The sequence below is a fragment of the Rhodococcus sp. MSC1_016 genome (assembly GCF_023667485.2).
In the GTDB taxonomy this organism is placed as follows: domain Bacteria; phylum Actinomycetota; class Actinomycetes; order Mycobacteriales; family Mycobacteriaceae; genus Rhodococcus_F; species Rhodococcus_F oxybenzonivorans.
In genome coordinates this window covers 13,071-28,754 of sequence record NZ_JAMOZI020000001.1, presented here as the reverse complement: position 1 = coordinate 28,754, position 15,684 = coordinate 13,071, and the positions used below count along the sequence as shown (strand labels likewise).

The 15,684-nt window shown below is 63.8% G+C and carries 14 protein-coding genes; 8 read left to right on the top strand and 6 right to left on the bottom strand.

What is annotated here, in order from left to right; genetic code table 11:
- Positions 1-215: 215 nt before the first annotated feature.
- Both L1080_RS00115 and L1080_RS00110 read left to right on the top strand, forming a co-directional pair.
- Positions 216-1,430, top strand: a complete 1,215-nt coding sequence (locus tag L1080_RS00115; RefSeq protein ID WP_159924303.1) for an acyl-CoA dehydrogenase family protein — start codon at positions 216-218, stop codon at positions 1,428-1,430.
- 7 nt (positions 1,431-1,437) lie between these two features.
- A complete protein-coding gene (locus L1080_RS00110) occupies positions 1,438-2,463 on the top strand; it encodes an acyl-CoA dehydrogenase family protein (RefSeq protein ID WP_250772502.1) in 1,026 nt (341 codons plus the stop codon).
- 229 nt (positions 2,464-2,692) lie between these two features.
- Here the strand turns inward: L1080_RS00110 and L1080_RS00105 are convergent, their stop codons facing one another.
- The 5 genes from L1080_RS00105 to L1080_RS00085 are packed head-to-tail and all read right to left on the bottom strand — an operon-like array spanning position 2,693 to position 9,309.
- A complete protein-coding gene (locus L1080_RS00105; protein ID WP_250772504.1) occupies positions 2,693-3,436 on the bottom strand; it encodes an SDR family NAD(P)-dependent oxidoreductase in 744 nt (247 codons plus the stop codon).
- 1 nt (position 3,437) lies between these two features.
- A complete protein-coding gene (locus L1080_RS00100; protein WP_250772506.1) occupies positions 3,438-5,522 on the bottom strand; it encodes a hydantoinase B/oxoprolinase family protein in 2,085 nt (694 codons plus the stop codon).
- A complete protein-coding gene (locus L1080_RS00095; protein WP_250772509.1) occupies positions 5,512-7,605 on the bottom strand; it encodes a hydantoinase/oxoprolinase family protein in 2,094 nt (697 codons plus the stop codon). The genes L1080_RS00100 and L1080_RS00095 overlap by 11 nt, the downstream gene beginning before the upstream one ends.
- On the bottom strand, positions 7,605-8,111 hold the full coding sequence (locus L1080_RS00090; RefSeq protein WP_250772511.1) for a Zn-ribbon domain-containing OB-fold protein: 507 nt from the start codon (positions 8,109-8,111) through the stop codon (positions 7,605-7,607). Before L1080_RS00090 ends, L1080_RS00095 begins: the two co-directional genes overlap by 1 nt.
- 1 nt (position 8,112) lies before the next feature.
- Positions 8,113-9,309, bottom strand: coding sequence for a thiolase family protein (locus tag L1080_RS00085; protein ID WP_159924291.1), 1,197 nt, complete (start codon positions 9,307-9,309; stop codon positions 8,113-8,115).
- A gap of 242 nt (positions 9,310-9,551) precedes the next feature.
- Here L1080_RS00085 and L1080_RS00080 point away from each other — a divergent pair, with 242 nt between their 5' ends.
- From L1080_RS00080 to L1080_RS00055, 6 genes are all read left to right on the top strand, one after another.
- Positions 9,552-10,139: a MaoC family dehydratase gene (locus L1080_RS00080; protein WP_159924289.1), complete on the top strand. Its 588-nt coding sequence runs from the start codon at positions 9,552-9,554 to the stop codon at positions 10,137-10,139.
- Positions 10,140-10,147: 8 nt separating this feature from the next.
- Positions 10,148-11,071 (top strand): HpcH/HpaI aldolase/citrate lyase family protein, encoded by a 924-nt coding sequence (locus L1080_RS00075; RefSeq protein ID WP_159924287.1) that lies wholly within the window; start codon positions 10,148-10,150, stop codon positions 11,069-11,071.
- A complete protein-coding gene (locus L1080_RS00070) occupies positions 11,068-12,306 on the top strand; it encodes a CaiB/BaiF CoA transferase family protein (RefSeq protein ID WP_159924285.1) in 1,239 nt (412 codons plus the stop codon). Before L1080_RS00075 ends, L1080_RS00070 begins: the two co-directional genes overlap by 4 nt.
- Positions 12,299-12,799, top strand: a complete 501-nt coding sequence (locus L1080_RS00065) for a MaoC family dehydratase (RefSeq protein ID WP_159924283.1) — start codon at positions 12,299-12,301, stop codon at positions 12,797-12,799. The genes L1080_RS00070 and L1080_RS00065 overlap by 8 nt, the downstream gene beginning before the upstream one ends.
- Before the next feature lie 58 nt (positions 12,800-12,857).
- Complete coding sequence (locus L1080_RS00060) at positions 12,858-14,240, top strand: MmgE/PrpD family protein (protein ID WP_250772513.1); 1,383 nt, start codon at positions 12,858-12,860, stop codon at positions 14,238-14,240.
- A gap of 61 nt (positions 14,241-14,301) precedes the next feature.
- Positions 14,302-14,577, top strand: a complete 276-nt coding sequence (locus L1080_RS00055; protein WP_250772515.1) for a DUF3263 domain-containing protein — start codon at positions 14,302-14,304, stop codon at positions 14,575-14,577.
- Positions 14,578-14,625: 48 nt separating this feature from the next.
- Here L1080_RS00055 and L1080_RS00050 read toward each other — a convergent pair whose 3' ends face one another.
- Entirely contained in the window at positions 14,626-15,678 is a 1,053-nt protein-coding gene (locus L1080_RS00050) for an AraC family transcriptional regulator (protein ID WP_250772517.1), read from the bottom strand.
- Positions 15,679-15,684: the final 6 nt, after the last annotated feature.

Genomic DNA, 15,684 nt, shown 5'->3' with positions numbered 1-15,684 from the left:
TCCGCTTTTCATGGATTCAGCATGCCGGAAAGTTTTAATTTGTCAACCAACAAAGATTTTACTTCACTTCACGGCCCTGGTGCGCTATGACTGTTACAGGCACCACATTTTTCCGGCGCATCCGGCACAGCCCGGCAATCGAGCCACGAGGCCGCGGCAGCCGTACCGCGCTTGCCGTCCTCACCGGCTGCGCTCACGCATCAGAGAGACAATCCATGGACTTTGACGACACCCCTGATCAAGCCCGCCTACGGGCTTCGGTACGCAAGTTCCTCACAGAACACGACGGCGAACTCGCCCACGGTGACGGCGCCTACCTCGAGGAGCCGGGAACAGACAGGATCGACGCGCTTCGACGAACGCAGGCTGTGCTTTTCGACGGAGGTCTCATCGGCCTGACGTGGCCGGAAGCCTATGGTGGCGGAGGTGGCACGAACGCCCAGCAGGCTGTCATCAACGAAGAGCTACACCGGGCCCGAGTCGCCGGGCCGATCGGACACGTCGGGTTGGGCATGTGCGGGCCCACGGTGCTCCGCCACGGCAGCGAGGACCAAAAACAACGCTACATTCGCCGACTACTGCGCGCCGATGATCTGTGGTGCCAGCTCTTCAGCGAGCCCGGAAGCGGCAGCGATCTGGCGGCCCTGCGGACGAAAGCGGTGCGTCGAGACGACGGCTGGCACATACAGGGACAGAAGGTGTGGACCACACTCGCGCAGCATTCCCGCTACGGGATACTGTTGTGCCGCACCAACCCGGACGCCCCCAAGCACCGCGGCCTGACGATGTTCGTCCTCGATATGCAAGCGCATGGGGTCACCGTCCGACCGCTTCGCCAAATGAATGGTCACCAAAGCTTCAACGAAGTATTTCTGGACGACGTCGTGATAGACGATTCGGAGCGTCTCGGCGACGTCGACGACGGGTGGCGCGTCGCACTCACCACGCTGATGAACGAGCGGATGGCAGTGGGCGGCGGCGGCGGCGAGCTCGGCGTCCGCAGTGACGCCCTCGTCGCGCATGCGGCGGAGAAACTCCCCCAGCTCAGCAACGACCGGCGCGTCCTTGCGGTCGAAGCACTCGGCAGAGTCCTGGTCGAATCTTTGGCGGCGCGATATACCGGTTACCGCCTGCAGACGAGCATGGAAAAGGGCGGCCGCCCAGGTCCCGAAGCCAGCGCCGGGAAGCTGACCGCAGTCCGTGTGGCACACGCAACCGCGGATCTCGGCCAGCGCCTACTCGGCGACGAGGCCGTATTGGCGCGCTCCGGTGAGGGCGACTGGCGCTGGGCGACGTCTCAAGCCTCGACCCCGGGCATTGCGCTCGCCGGCGGTGCCGATGAGATTCTCCGCAATATCCTCGGCGAGCGCGTGCTGGGGCTCGCACCGGATCGCACTCCCGCCACCACGACGCAAGCCGAGAGCAGGTAAGGCACCGATGAATTTCGATATCAACGACGAACAGAGAAACTTCGCCGAACACTCCCGTGACTTCTTCACCGAGCACGCCGGGCCGGAGTGCGCCCGGGCACTGCTCGACAAGCCGGGCGAGGAAGCGGCACCCGGCCGGAAGATGCTTGCCGAGTTGGGATTTTCCTCTCTGACGATCCCCGAGGAAGCCGGAGGCATCGGGGCAGACCTGCTCGACATGGCGCTGGTCGCGGAACAAGCCGGCCGCCAACTTGCCGGGCCGTCCCTCGCCTCGGCGGCGCGGATCGCCGTTCTCCTCGAGGGGGATACCGACCGCCTACGAGCCATCAGCGAGGGACGCATGGCGGTCGCGGTGCTCGATGGCTCCCCATCTCGTTCGACTCCGTCGATGGATGTCGTCGGCGCCACTCACTTTCTCACCCTCGACGGAGACGATCTCGTCCTCGGACAGGGTGTGGTGACTCCCGGTGAGCCCATCGACGCCACGCGTGGTCTCGGCGACGTCGACTTGACGTCGTCGGAGATCATCCGTCCCGATGCCCGCGACCGTTGGGCAAGAGCCAAACAGGTTGCCTGCGTGGTCCTCGCAGCCGAGGGGCTCGGTGCCGCCGACCGCGTCGTCGAACTCGGTGTCGAACACGCCAAGGTCCGCAAGGCTTTCGGGCGGGAGATCGGCGGGTTCCAGGCGGTCAAGCACCGACTGGTCGACGATTGGATTGCCGTCAATCAACTTCGGTCCCTCGTCTGGTGGGCAGCGTGGGCTGCGGACAACGCGCCGGACCAGCTCCCGATCGCGGCGTCAGCCGCGAAGGCCTACTGTGCCGACACCTTCCAGACGGCGTGTGAGACCCTCATCCACGTGCTCGGCGGCGTCGGCTTCACCTGGGAGCATGACGCACACCTGTACTGGCGGCGGTCCAAGGTCGACCGCCTCCTGTTGGGAGACGAGAGTGAACATCTCGCCGAGGTGGCCCAGCGCAGCATCGCGGCCACTCGATCTGCCGGCACAGAGGCTGAGGCCATCCCCGCCTGATTGTTCGCTCACCGGCCGATTCAACGAACACGCAAGACCGAAAGTCGGGCCCTTCCGGATTCGAGACGTAGCTGCATACGGCATCTCGGAATCGGGAAGGGCCCGACTTTTTAGTGTGGCAGGCTCGAATGCTCGCGCGGCCGACCGGCGCCCGTCACCACGACAAGAGCGGTGACGCCCAGGGCCATTCCCTGGACGCCACCGCAAATGCGTTGCGCTACCCGATAGGTCAGATGTAGTAGCCGCCATTGACGGCAACATTCTGACCGGTCATGAACCGTGCACCGTCACCCACCAGGAAAGTGATGACCGGTGCGATATCTCGATCCGGGTCTCCGAACTTGCCGCCCAGCGGAACCTTCTGCCGCATCATTTCAGCGTAGGAGGCCTTCTCCTCGTCGTTCATCTTGCTGAGGTGCTGCTCAACCATCGACGTCGCCGCGGACGGGTGGACCACGTTCGCCCTGATTCCGAACTGCGCCCATTCGACCGCGATCGTCCGGGTCCACGCCGTCACTGCGCCCTTCGAGGCTGCGTATACCGCGCCATTCGGGTACGCAGTCAATGCAGCCGACGACGCAAAGTTCGTGATGCTGCTCCGTTCGCCCTTCTTGAGGTGCGGAAGGGCTGCCTGATTGGTCAGCATCGGGCCACGCCCGTTGATGTCCATGGCGCGCGCCCAATCCTGATCCGTCGCTTCCTCGGCCGGCCCCTGCACCAGAATGCCTGCGACGTGAACCAACGCGTCGAGCCCTCCCATGTCGGCTGCCGCTCCGTCGACGGCAGTGAACACCTGGTCACGGTCCGTGACGTCGCACAGCCGAAAGCGTTGGCCGGCCTGTCTTGCCACCTCCCGGCCCGCCTCCTCGGAGCGGTCGAGCGATACAACCGAGGCACCGGCCGCGGCCAGAGAACGCACGCAGGCCGCGCCTACCCCGCTGGCTCCCCCGACGACGATGACCTTCTTGTCCATCTCAGTTATCCTGTTCGTCAGCCGAATTGAGCCAGCGCGCCGGACTCGATTCGAAGCTCCTCGGCTCGTCCGTCGTGGCGACCTCGGTGTGGAGGATGTGGCCAGTTCCGGGATCGAGGTACTTTCGAGTTTCGACGCCTTCGTTCACCGATTCCACCAGTACCGGACATCCATCGCTCCAATGCGTCGGCGCCTGCGCCAGAATCGCACCTGAACGGACACTTACGGCGAAGCGGCCTCGCTGTTCGATACCCGGTGCAATCGGAAGTGCTCGACTCGACGCACGTTCTTCCGCTACTCGCTGATCCGGTGTGGTCACCGGAGGACGCGCCTCCGCCAGACGCTGCTTCAGGAGTTCGGCACGCCGAGTGGTGGACCCGTCCGAAACATCGACGCCGTACACATCACTCGCCTGTTCGGCGGTGATCAGACCCGCCTCTACATCAGCCAGGACTGCCGCGACCTCCCGATCGAGGGGGTCGCCCCAGCCACCGCCACCGGCGGCCTTGATGGCATAGCTGTGCCCTTCCGGTAGGTGGAATCCCTGTGTGAGCGTTCCGATCGGGGTGGCGCCGGCGTCGGGGTCGATCAGTTCGATCGACGTGGGACGTCCGGGCACCCCACCGGCACTGCCGGGCATCGGGATAAGCCCGTGCCCGCCGATGCTGGACCCGGTCAGTTCCGGAGAACCGTCGACGGTGAAGGCGAAATCGACTCCTCTGCCGCCGCGGTACCGGCCGGCCCCCGAGACGCCCTGAGAGCGGCGCCGGTACTCGAAGCGCAGCGGGTACCAGGACTCGGTGACCTCCACGTCGTTGGTCTGAATGGCAGCCTGCTTACCGACCAGATAGAAGTTGAAGTCGGTTCCGTCACGATCGTTGCCTGCAGGCGAGCCGACCGCAGTGCCGTCGATCATGATCCACGAGTCCGTCGCGCCGGTGAGCCCCCTTCCGGAGAAGGTCACGACGGCGTTCGCCGACATCGTCTGGGAGCTGGACAGGTATGGACGGCTCGGGCTGTCCGGTGAAGCGGCGACCGCCTGATGGAAGGTGCGCAGCGCGGCCTCACTTGCATCATGCGAGGCCGCGAGATGTGCCGCTCCCACCGGCGCCGGATGCGTGCAGTTGAGCATGCTGCCGACCGGACAATAGACGTCGACCGCGTCGTAGTACCCCTGGTTGAGAGGAAGTTCCTGTCCGATCAGACGTTGGAGTTCGACACCGATCTTGCCCTTGATGATGTACTCCTTCGAGTTGAAGAAGTGTGGTGTCTGAGGCGCGGTACCGGTGAAATCGAATCGGATGGAATCGCCGTCGACGGTGGTGGTGCAGGGAATACGGAACTTCTCGTCGTTCCACTCCGTCCAACTGGTAGACCGGTAGACCCCGTCTTCGATGCGCGCAATCTCGCGTCGTAGCGCCTCTTCCGTACGACGGTTGAGCTCGTCGAAGCCGTCTTGGAGGGCGTCGGCACCAATTCGCTCTGCCAGCTCCCGCAGCTTTGTGGCCCCGACGTCGACCCCCGCCATGAGCCCTCGGATGTCCATCTCCACGAGGCGGGGCATGCGGACATTGTTGAGAAGGATGTTCCAGGTGTCGCGCTGTTCCACGCCGCCTGCGGTGACCTTGACAGCCGGAAGCCGGATGGCCTCCTGAAAGCAATCTGTCGCGTTCGGCGCGAAGGACCCGGGTGCCATTCCCCCGACGTCCACAAGGTGCGAAGAATTCGCCATCCACGCAACCAAGCGTTCCTGTGCGAACACCGGCTTCATGATGAACACGTCCTGCGCGTGGAGCCCGCCGCCCCGGTGGGGGTCGTTGGCCAAGAAAACATCCCCGTCGGAAATGTTGTCACCGTGTTCGATGAACACACCTGCGATGGCGTTGGTGGCCGCGTAGAAGTGGTACGCGATGTGGCCCCCTCCGGTCACCAACTTTCCTCGGGCATCGAGCAGGGTGCACGAGTAGTCACCACCTTCGACCACCAGCGGACTCACCGCCGTGCGTTTGATTGTTGCGGCACCCTCACCGCAGAACGCCTCGAGCTGGTGTCGCAGAACCTCCACCGCGATGTTGTCAAGCTGCATCGAAATTCACATCCAATCGAAGAGAGCGTCGCTCACCAACCACGAGTGTGGCGCCGCGAGGTATGAAGACTGTGGTGTCGACGTCGTCGGCAAGGGCCGGGCCATCGATGCGATCTCCGGGAATCAAGTCGGGGGTGCGGTAGCAGGGGACCTGCTCACTGCCATCACGATCCAGGAACACCGTGCGGTGAGACGAAGGTTCTACGGCGCCACCGGTCCGCGATGCGCGGTCGATCGGGAATGTCGCGCGTGGCAACCGTCCGGTCGCCACGGCACGGAGGAATGTCACCTCCAGTTGTGCGTCCCTGCCGATGGCACCCACTCCGTAGCGGGCGGCGTACTGCTCGAGGAATGCCGTGCGGATGGCATCCTGGTCGAAAGTTGCGGTTTCGAGTGGAACCGATACCTCGGACGTCTGCCGGAAGAACCGAACGCCGACGTCGTAGGTCACGACGCGATCCTGCTCGGGCACTCCGTCGTCACCGACGTCCTTGGCGACGCCCACGCCGAGCTTCTCGAGTTCGGCACCGATCTCTTCCGCATCGGCCCTGTCGAGCAACACGTCCGCTGACTTGATCCGCTGCCGTCGCACGTCGGCCGACGCCGCACCGAATGCGGACAGGACCGATGCCGCCGGAGGCACGACCACTCGCGGAATATTCGCCTCTGCCGCGATACTCGCCGTGAACAGCCCGCCGCTGCCGCCATAAGAAATAAGGGTGAGGGTGCGTGGGTCCAGACCACTCGCGCCCGCATGGAGACGGGTTGCCTTGGTCATCTCGGCAAGTGCGATCTCGCGGATGCCCCAGGCCGTCGCTTCTGCGGACAGGCCGAGCGACTCTCCGAGCGTCCCGCAGACCTTCAGGGCAGCGTCGCGGTCGAGGGTCATCGTGCCCCCGACAAAGCTGCTCGGGTCGATGTAACCGAGTACCACCAGCGCATCGGTGATCGTGGCGTCTTTTCCGCCGTTGCCATAGCAGGCGGGCCCCGGCCATGCCCGCGCCGAGCGCGGCCCGACCCGTAGTAGTCCGCGCCCGTCGACCCATGCGATGGACCCGCCACCCGAGCCGATGGACAAGGTGTCGATCCTCGGTTGCGCGAGAATCATCCCGTGCAGCTCCCCGCGCTCGGAACGCTGTGGGAGCGACCCCGCGATGACCGCAAGGTCGAAGCTCGTCCCTCCCATGTCACCGCAGATGGCGTCGGTGATGCCCTCATCGGCACACACTTCCGCCGCGGCCATGACGCCGGCCGCAGGTCCGGACGCAACCAGGATGACGGGTGAACGGCGTGCCTCGGCAAGGGTGACCGTCCCACCGCTGGTTTGCAGAAGGAGAAGCGGAACACGCAGACCGCTGTCGGCCAACTCCTGCGCGAGCGCCTCGATCCCATCGAGGGCCTTGCTCATGACAGCATTCACCGCGGCAACCAGCGTCCGCTCGTATTCCCGGATACTCGGGTGCAACTCGACGCCGCTGAAAACTGGAATGTCGGGGAATTCCTCACGGAGGAACCCGACCACCGACCGCTCGTTCTCCGAGTTCTTGAACGACCACAGGAACGACACTGCGAGCGCCTCGATCTGGTGCGTTTCGATGAGCTCGGTGACGGCCGCTCGAACGTCGTTCAGATCGACGTGCTGCAGGACTTTTCCGTCGCGATCCACGCGCTCTCGAATGCCGACTACCGCTGATCGTTCAATGGGGCTCCACGGCGGGACCAGGTAGCCCTCACTGGAGACTCGGCGAGACCGTGCCATGGCGATGGTGTCTTCGAACCCGGCTGTGGTGAGCAGCCCGGCTTTGACTCCCTGCTTCTCCACGAGCGCATTGGTCACCGCCGTGGTTCCCAGGCCGAAACGCTCAACCTTGTTCAGAAAAGTACCGAGGTCCAGACCGATCTGGTCGGCCACGAGCCGGCATGCTCCCAGCACTCCGCGCCCGAAATTCTGAGGGTCCGTCGGGGATTTGGCACGCCACAACGACTCGCCGTCACCGCAGGCGAGGTCGGTGAACGTTCCGCCTACGTCAATCCCGATCGAGAATCCCTGTGATGCCGAAAACGACACCTCGTTGACACTCATCAAATCTCCTTGTCGCTTTCGATACATCCGTGCGCAAATCCGTAGACGGTGGCCCCGTCCGTGGTGTCGAGCAAGATCGCTCGCACCGAAGTGCCCGGCGTCAATGCTCGGTCACAGGTACACAGGATCCGGCCAGGCAGTCGGACCCCGGCGTCCATGTCGACTGCACCCGTCAGGTAAGGCGCCATGCTGTGCCAGGGTTGGGGAAGACTGGCACCACTCGCAGGCAGGTTCGTTACGGCCTTGTGAACGCGGATCGCGACGTTCACCGTGCCGTGCGGGTCGAGAGGCTCCCACTTGTACTCGCCGCTCAGACAATGCGGGCAGTTGGTCGAGAGGGGGAACCGTATGATCGCGCATTCACTACAGCGTTGCAGTGACAGATATCCGTCGCGCAGCGATTCCCAGAAGCCCGCGACATCTGGGTGCACGTGCTGCCCCGGGCCCGCCGCTGCGGCAATTCTCTGCAACGCGACCGCAGAATCGTCCCTGCCGTTCGGTGTCATGTCAGCTCGCCTTCTCATTCGTCAACACCAGCGAGTCACCCCACGGAGTGCCCCACTGCAAGAAATTCGCGTCCGCGATCTGGCGTGCGCCTGCCTCGCCCCGCAACTGCCGGACCATCTCGAGCATGTGACCGTAGCCATAGAGGTGACCTTCGGCCAGGCTTCCTCCCGAAGTGTTCATCGGCAGGGGTGAGTCCAGACCGATGCCCTTCTCGCGGCAGTAGGCGGCGGCTTCGCCGGCTGCACAGAAGCCCCACCGCTCCAGCGCCATCCAGATCTGATGCGAAAAGGGGTCGTAGGTGTAAAAGCCGTCCAGGTCGTCACGTTCGATGCCGGCCATCTCGAGAACAGGGAAGGTCTTCGGAGCCACGTAGTCGTAGCTCGGGCTCACTCCAGCCCCCATACCGGGACGAGAAAAGAACGTATAACTGTCGCGGCTCGACGGGATACCTTGCATGCCTGCGATGCGTACCAGCGGCCGCCCTAGATCGGCGGCGCGTTCTTCCGTCGTCACGAGCAGGCAGGTAGAGCTGTCCACCATCTGGCAGATGTCCGCCTCTCGAAGAGGCCCAAGCAATTCCGGTTGGTCCAGGTACTGCTCGACGGTGAGCTTCTCATCGCGCAACACGGCCATCGGATTCTGGTGGGCGAACCGACGCAACGTCACCGGGATCGCGGCAAGGTCTGCGCTCGTGGCACCGTAGCGGTCCATGTATTGCTGTGTGGCAAGCGCGGCCCCGGCACCGGCGCCCGGCGTGCCATGCAGAGTCCAGTTCGCGTACGGCCCCCCACCGTCGCGAAACGCCTCGTCCACGCCACCGAGCGGAGTGCTCATCGGAGCCAGCTCGCGGGCGTAGCCTGTGGCCGATACGGAGCTGTTGATGACCGCTACCACGTCGGCCAGGCCCATCGTGACAGCCATGGCTGCCTGCTGCACGGTTGTCGCTGTCCAGCGACCGTGGGTCCACAGCTGGGTCACCCATTTCAGATCGAGGTCGGCCGCGACGGCGAACTCGTCGTAGTCCACCCCTCTCGGGGCTCCCCACGCAGTTACCATTCCGTCGATGTCAGCCTTGTCCAGGTTGGCATCACGCAGAGCGGCGCGGAACGATTCGAATTGCAACCGCAGCGGACTGCGCCCCGGGTCGCCGATGACGTCACTTGTGCCCAAGCCCACTACACAGGCATTTAGCTTCACGGCGTGGAGCTCCTCTCTGGCGGGACCGTTGCCGCTCCCGCTGTCAACCATCGTGGCGTTCGTCATTGCGCCAACGTGATCTGCAACATATCAGTTTATAAGTGGACAGCCAACTACTATTTGCACAACATCGGCCCAGCGGCGCGAGTCGAACACCAGGAAATGCGTCCTATCCTGCGCTTATGCTCGGCCAAGAAAACTTGTTCGTTGACAAACTTTGATTTGCCGTCATCATGTAACACATGAACTCGAACCCTGTCCGGGCCCCGGCCCCGCACGAAGCTGTGCCTGATGCATCCTCCGGACCACGAACATCGCAGGGCGCGCGTGACGTCGGTGAGCCCGACCTCGACTCCTTCCCTCTCGTCCCGAAGGGCAACAAGTACGAGGACTTCGAGGTGGACCAAACGATGGCCCACCACTGGGGCCGGACGCTGACGGAGGCCGATAATGTGTCGTTCTCCACTGCGACCTGCGCCTGGCTGCCGCTGCATTTGAATGTCGAATACGCCCGATCACAGGGCCACCCGGACACGGTGCTCAACCCGATGCTGGTGCTGTGTACCGCAGTAGGGCTATCCGTCGAGGATCTCAGCGAAAGTGGCGGTCCATTTCTCGGCATCGACGACTGCGTCTTCGCGCGCCCGGTCTACCCCGGCGACACCATCGTGGCCAACTCACGCGTCCTCGAGATGCGCCCTTCGGCCAGCAAAGCCGGCGTCGGCATCGTCACCTGGCAGACCACTGCAACCAACCAGCACGGCGAGACAGTCGTCGAATTCGTCCGAACAAACCTGGTCGCCGCGCGCGATCGTCAACTCACAACGTAGGGAACATCATGTCTGACAATCGACTTCGACGTAGCGAGCTCTCGACCCCCGGCCACAGCCCCAAGATGATCGCCAAGGCTGCAGCCAGCGAAGCGGATCTGGTCTTCCTCGACCTCGAGGATTCTGTAGTCGCGTCACAGAAGGTCGCTGCTCGGCGCAACATCATCGAGGGCCTCAACACCCTCGACTGGGGGAACAAGACCCGTGCGTGCCGCATCAACCCCGTCAGCACGCAATGGTGCCACGGCGACCTTATCGAGATCGTGTCCGCGGCCGGCCAGAATCTCGACGTCGTCATCATCCCCAAAGTGTTCAGCCCGCGCGACGTGTGGTTTGTCGACGATCTCCTGACACAGCTCGAGATGAGCCTCGGTCTCGAAGTGGGACGCATCAAACTCGAGGTTCTCATCGAGGAGACCCAGGCCCTGTCTTGCGTCGAGGACATCGCGTCCTGCTCACCGCGTCTGGAGGCGCTGATTCTCGGCGTTGGCGACCTCTCGGCCAGCCAGGGTATTCGTCTGGGGCACATCGGCGCTGCGGCTGAAGGCGCATATGGCTACCCCGGAGATGTGTGGCACTACGCGCGCAACCGCATGATCGGTGCGGCGCGCGCCAATGGGCTCGACGCCGTCGACGGGCCTTTCGGCGCGATCTCCAACCCGGACGGCTACGAGCGTGAGGCATCCTGGGCCGCAACGCTGGGCAGCGTGGGCAAATGGGCCATCCACCCCAGCCAGATCGCCATCGCGAACAAGGTTTTCGCGCCGACTGATATCGAGATCGAACGCGCCACCGCAGCCGTGCGCGCAGTACAGGAGGCCGAGGAGGCCGGCCTGGGCGCCGCCGCATTCGAAGGCATGATGATCGATGCCGCCACCGCACGCATCTTCGACGGTGTCCTGGAACGCGCTCGCAAATGCGGTGTCGCATGACAACTGCCGCCGCCGTTGGCCCCCTGAACGGCATCAAGGTACTCGACCTCACCGCCATGCTCGCCGGTCCCTACACAACCATGCTGCTGGCCGACCTCGGGGCCGACGTCATCAAGGTTGAGCCCGTAACCGGAGACAGAACCAGGGGAGTTGGGCCCCACCGCGTCGGCGACGACCCCGACCAAGCACTCGGCGGATACTTTCAATCGGTCAACCGCGGCAAACGCAGCATCGTCCTGGATCTGAAGAGCACCGACGGCTCCGCGAAGTTCCGAGAACTGGTCCGCGTGGCCGACGTCATCGTGGAGAACTTCTCCGCCGGTGTCATGGAACGCATGGGCTTGAGCTACGAATCCCTCGCCGAGGAGAACCCCCGGTTGGTGTACGCGGCCCTTCGAGGTTTCGGCGACGCCAGAACCGGCAAAAGTCCCTATGAATCTTGGCCTGCTTTCGACATCGTCGCCCAAGCCATGGGAGGTTTCGCCGGGATCACCGGCCCGCTCGACGGCACCCCACTGAAGTCGGGGCCCGGTATCGGCGACATCTTCCCCGGCGCGCTACTTGCCCTGGGCGTCCTCGCCGCCGTGCGACACGCCGAACACACCGGCGAGGGCCAATTCGTCGACGTAGCGATGTATGACGCGGTACTCGCGATGTGCGAGCGTATCGTGTACCAGCATTCATATCTTGGAATTGTGCCGCGCCCCATGGGTAACGGGCACCCGTTGCTCGCACCATTCGACATCATGCAAACTCTCGATGGCTGGATCGCCGTTGCTGCACCCAGCGACAACCACTGGCGCATTCTGGCCGAGGCCATGGACCGACCCGACCTCAGCGATGATCCCCGATTCGTCAACAACGCTGCGCGGCTGGCTAATATCGTCGAGGTCCGCGAAATTCTCGGCGCGTGGCTTGCCGACCGAACAACGTCGGCGGTTGTGGAGGCACTCGGTGGCCGTGTGCCCATCGGACCCGTGCACGATGCCGCCGACATTTTCAACGACGAACACGTCTACCTTCGCGAGATGCTTGTCGAGGTGGAACAGCCCGGTTCGGACGCACCCGTGACCATCGCCGGCTCGCCGATCAAGCTCAGTTCCACCCCGGCCCGCGTCCGTGGACGCGGTCCCAAGCTCGGTGAAGACGACGCCGACACTGTCCTCGCCGAGTGGTCCACGATCCACGATCACGTCACGAATACGAATACAAAGGGGGGCGGCAGCAATGGCTGACCACCACGACGACCACGATGCGCTACTCGGGCACTGGGGCTGGTTCGAGGATTTCTACCCCGGCCAGAAGATGCGGCACTCGCGAGCCGCGACAGTTGGCGAGATCGAAGGCAGTGGGCCGGCAAAACAGGTGATGAACACGGCACAGGCGCATTTCAATGACCACTTCTTGAAGGGCTCTCCCCTGGGCGACGAACGCCTCGTCTTCGGTCTTGCCACCGCCTCCCTGGTCTACGGCCTGGCTTCGCAGGACACCGCCGAGCACGCGTCGGCCGAGCTCGGTTGGTCGCGGTTACGTTTTCGTGCGCCCGTACACCACGGGGACACCATCGAGGCCTTTACGGAGGTCGTCTCGGTCACCCCCGGCGACGACGCGGCTGCCCCCGGGACCGTGGTGTTCCGGCATTGGGGTCGCAGACAAGACGGCCGCATCGTCTTCGAGGGCGAGCGGTCGGCGCTCATCCGCCGGCGCGGATCTCGACTGGCAGCTTGATGGCGGCATCGATGGAAGCACGGACACAGTCGGTTTCGACGATGGTGAGGCGCTTACGATGAGCGGACCCGACAGCGACCGACTCGCTACGGTCGGTGCGATCCAGCAGACGCTCACCAGTCAGGTCATCACACGGGTTCGAAGTCTCGACCATCTCCCACAGGAGGTCGTCACCGGTGCCCTGCACTGCATACTCGACACGCTCGGAGTCGCGATCGCAGGGGTACATGAAGCCGTGACGGCGCATGTTCGAGACGATGTGCTCGACGAGGGTGGAAGCCCGCAGGCCACGCTGTGGGGCACCGGTCACCGAGTCTCCCGCCCCCAGGCAGCCCTGGTCAACGGCACCGCAGCACATGCCATCGATTTCGATGACGTCGTATCCCGGATGGACGGCCACCCCTCGGCTCCCCTGCTGCCTGCAGTCATGGCTGCCGCGGAGGGCATGCCGATCAGTGGGAAGGATTTCATCGCGGCGTTCGTGGCCGGATTCGAGACCGAAGCCTTGATCGGCCAGCTGATGAAGCCGTCGCACTATGCGCGCGGCTTCCACGCGACGGCTACCGTGGGCACGTTCGGCGCCGCGGCAGCCGTCGCACACCTGCTACGGCTCGATGACAACCAGTGGGCGCATGCGTTCGGCATTGCCGGGTCGCGCGCGGCCGGTCTCAAGTCGATGTTCGGGACGATGACAAAGCCCCTACAGGTGGGCTCTGCCGCCGAAAACGGCTTGAGAGCCGCGACTCTCGCTGCTCGTGGGGTCACGGCACACACCGACGTTCTGGGCACGACGCAGGGCTTCCTCGACACGCAATCCGATGGCGGCGGCACCTCGGAGGCCTGGACCTGGACCGAACTAGCTATCACGGAGGTCCTGTTCAAGTATCACGCTGCATGCTATTTGACGCACTCGGCGATCGAGGGCGCGTTGTCGCTGCGCGAGTCCGGGGTGAAACCAGAAGTCATCGATTCGATCACTGTGCTCGTCCCGGCGGGACACCTTCGGGTGTGCAATATTGGGGAGCCTTCCACACCGCTCGAGGGGAAATTCAGCCTGCGGTTCACCACGGCCATGGCGTTTGTGACGGGCGACCTCAGCGAACAGGCCTTCTCGCCGGTGTCGCTGATCAACCCGCAGGTGGTGGCTCTGCGTGATCGAGTCCAGGTCGACGCTCGCACCGACAGCGACAGTCGGTCCTCCATCGTGCGGGTCATTCTCGCCGATGGATCCGAGCGCGTCGCAGAAGTAAACGTCAACCAATCGACGCCCGCGCGTCACTTGGCTCGGCGCTGGGACACCCTCGTCACCAAATTCCACTCGCTCGTCGACCCTGTGATGGGTCGAGCTGCCGCAGACCGCATCGTGGAAGATGTCGCCCGGCTCCCCTCAGCTGAAAGCCTTGAATCCCTGCTGAATGCTCTGTCTGCACGTACGCGGTAAGTGTGCGACATCGCGGAGCAGCCCTGCCGCATCGATTTACCTGAGGGAGAAGACACACACGATGCCAGACACCAGCAATGTGCGACCCACCGAAAAGGCGCGAATACTCAGTTTCGCGCTCCAATGGCAACACTACGGCGGTGGTTCCAACGAGGATATCTACGTAAACTTCGGACTCTCCCCCAGGCAGTACTTCATGCGCCTGCTCAGGATTCTCCGCGGCCCCACCGAGCTGGAGATCAGAGTGATCTCAGAACTCAACGAGCTCTGCGCCAGTCGCCTCGGCACCGAACTAGCCTGCCACGACAACACAGGTCGACCTCGCGCGGAGGAGTAGTCGCACCTTCCTATTCCGTGGCGCTGTCGAGCACGGGCACCAGGACCGTCATCGCCGGAGCGTTGCCGATGGCGTCTCGCCGAACTTCTCTCGGTACTGCACGGAGAAGCGCCCGAGATGCAGAAATCCGCACTTGCCCGCCGCATCGGAAACCGTCGTGGTCGACGGATCTGCCTCGAGCAGCAGGGCGTGAACAGCTTTCATACGGACTTCCCGGAGATACCCCATCGGCGTGGTGCCGTAGTACTTCTTGAAACCGTCTTGCAGCGCCCGGACGCTGATGCCCGTAGCCGATGCGACATCCTCGACAGTGAGCAGCTCGTCCGCGTGATGTTCGAGTATTTCGACTGCACGGCGAATCGTTCGAGGCGCCACCGGCACTGGCCGCTGCAATGCCTCTGTGTAGTTGTTGGGTTGCGCCACAATAAGTTGACTGAGCAAAAGCCGTTCGAACTCTTTCATCACGATCGGCTCGTTCGGCAGGGTGCCACCATTTTCCATCTCGCCCCGCAGAAGGTCGAGCACGCCACGCCAGGAGCGAATTCCCGGTTGCTCCAGCTCCATTCGAACGTCGAACCGCAGTGGCTCGCGAAGCGAGGCACCGAGCGCCTCTTGCACTTGCCGCTCCAGACTCTGGCGATCGATCCGAACGATCAGCTGCCGGTTCCCCTTGTGCCATTCCATGGTCGTCGACCCTCCCGGCTGGAGAATAGACGCGACAGTTGGCGTCGACTCGAATGTTTCAGATCCCCAATGAATTTCAGCCACTCCCGAGAGGGGAATCTGAACGAGGTAGAAGTCGTCGAGATCGCTCGGGCGAATCCGCATGCCGGTGCCGTAGTCCAAATAGTGCAAGCCTATGGTTCCGGCGGTCGCTGAATGGAACCTGACGGACGCTGCGCCGTCGCCGTCTGTGGGTTCGAGCGTGTGACGACAGAAGGCGGAACCGACCACCGAGCGAACCTGGTCCAGATCGACGGTGTGGACCTGCTCGAACTGGGCAAAGGGCAGCGCTGCCCTGTCCGCAGTCACTGTCGGGTCCATCGCCATCCCAGCCTTCCATTGTGCTCGAAATAGCGGCGCCGGAACGATCGTCACCATCTCTAC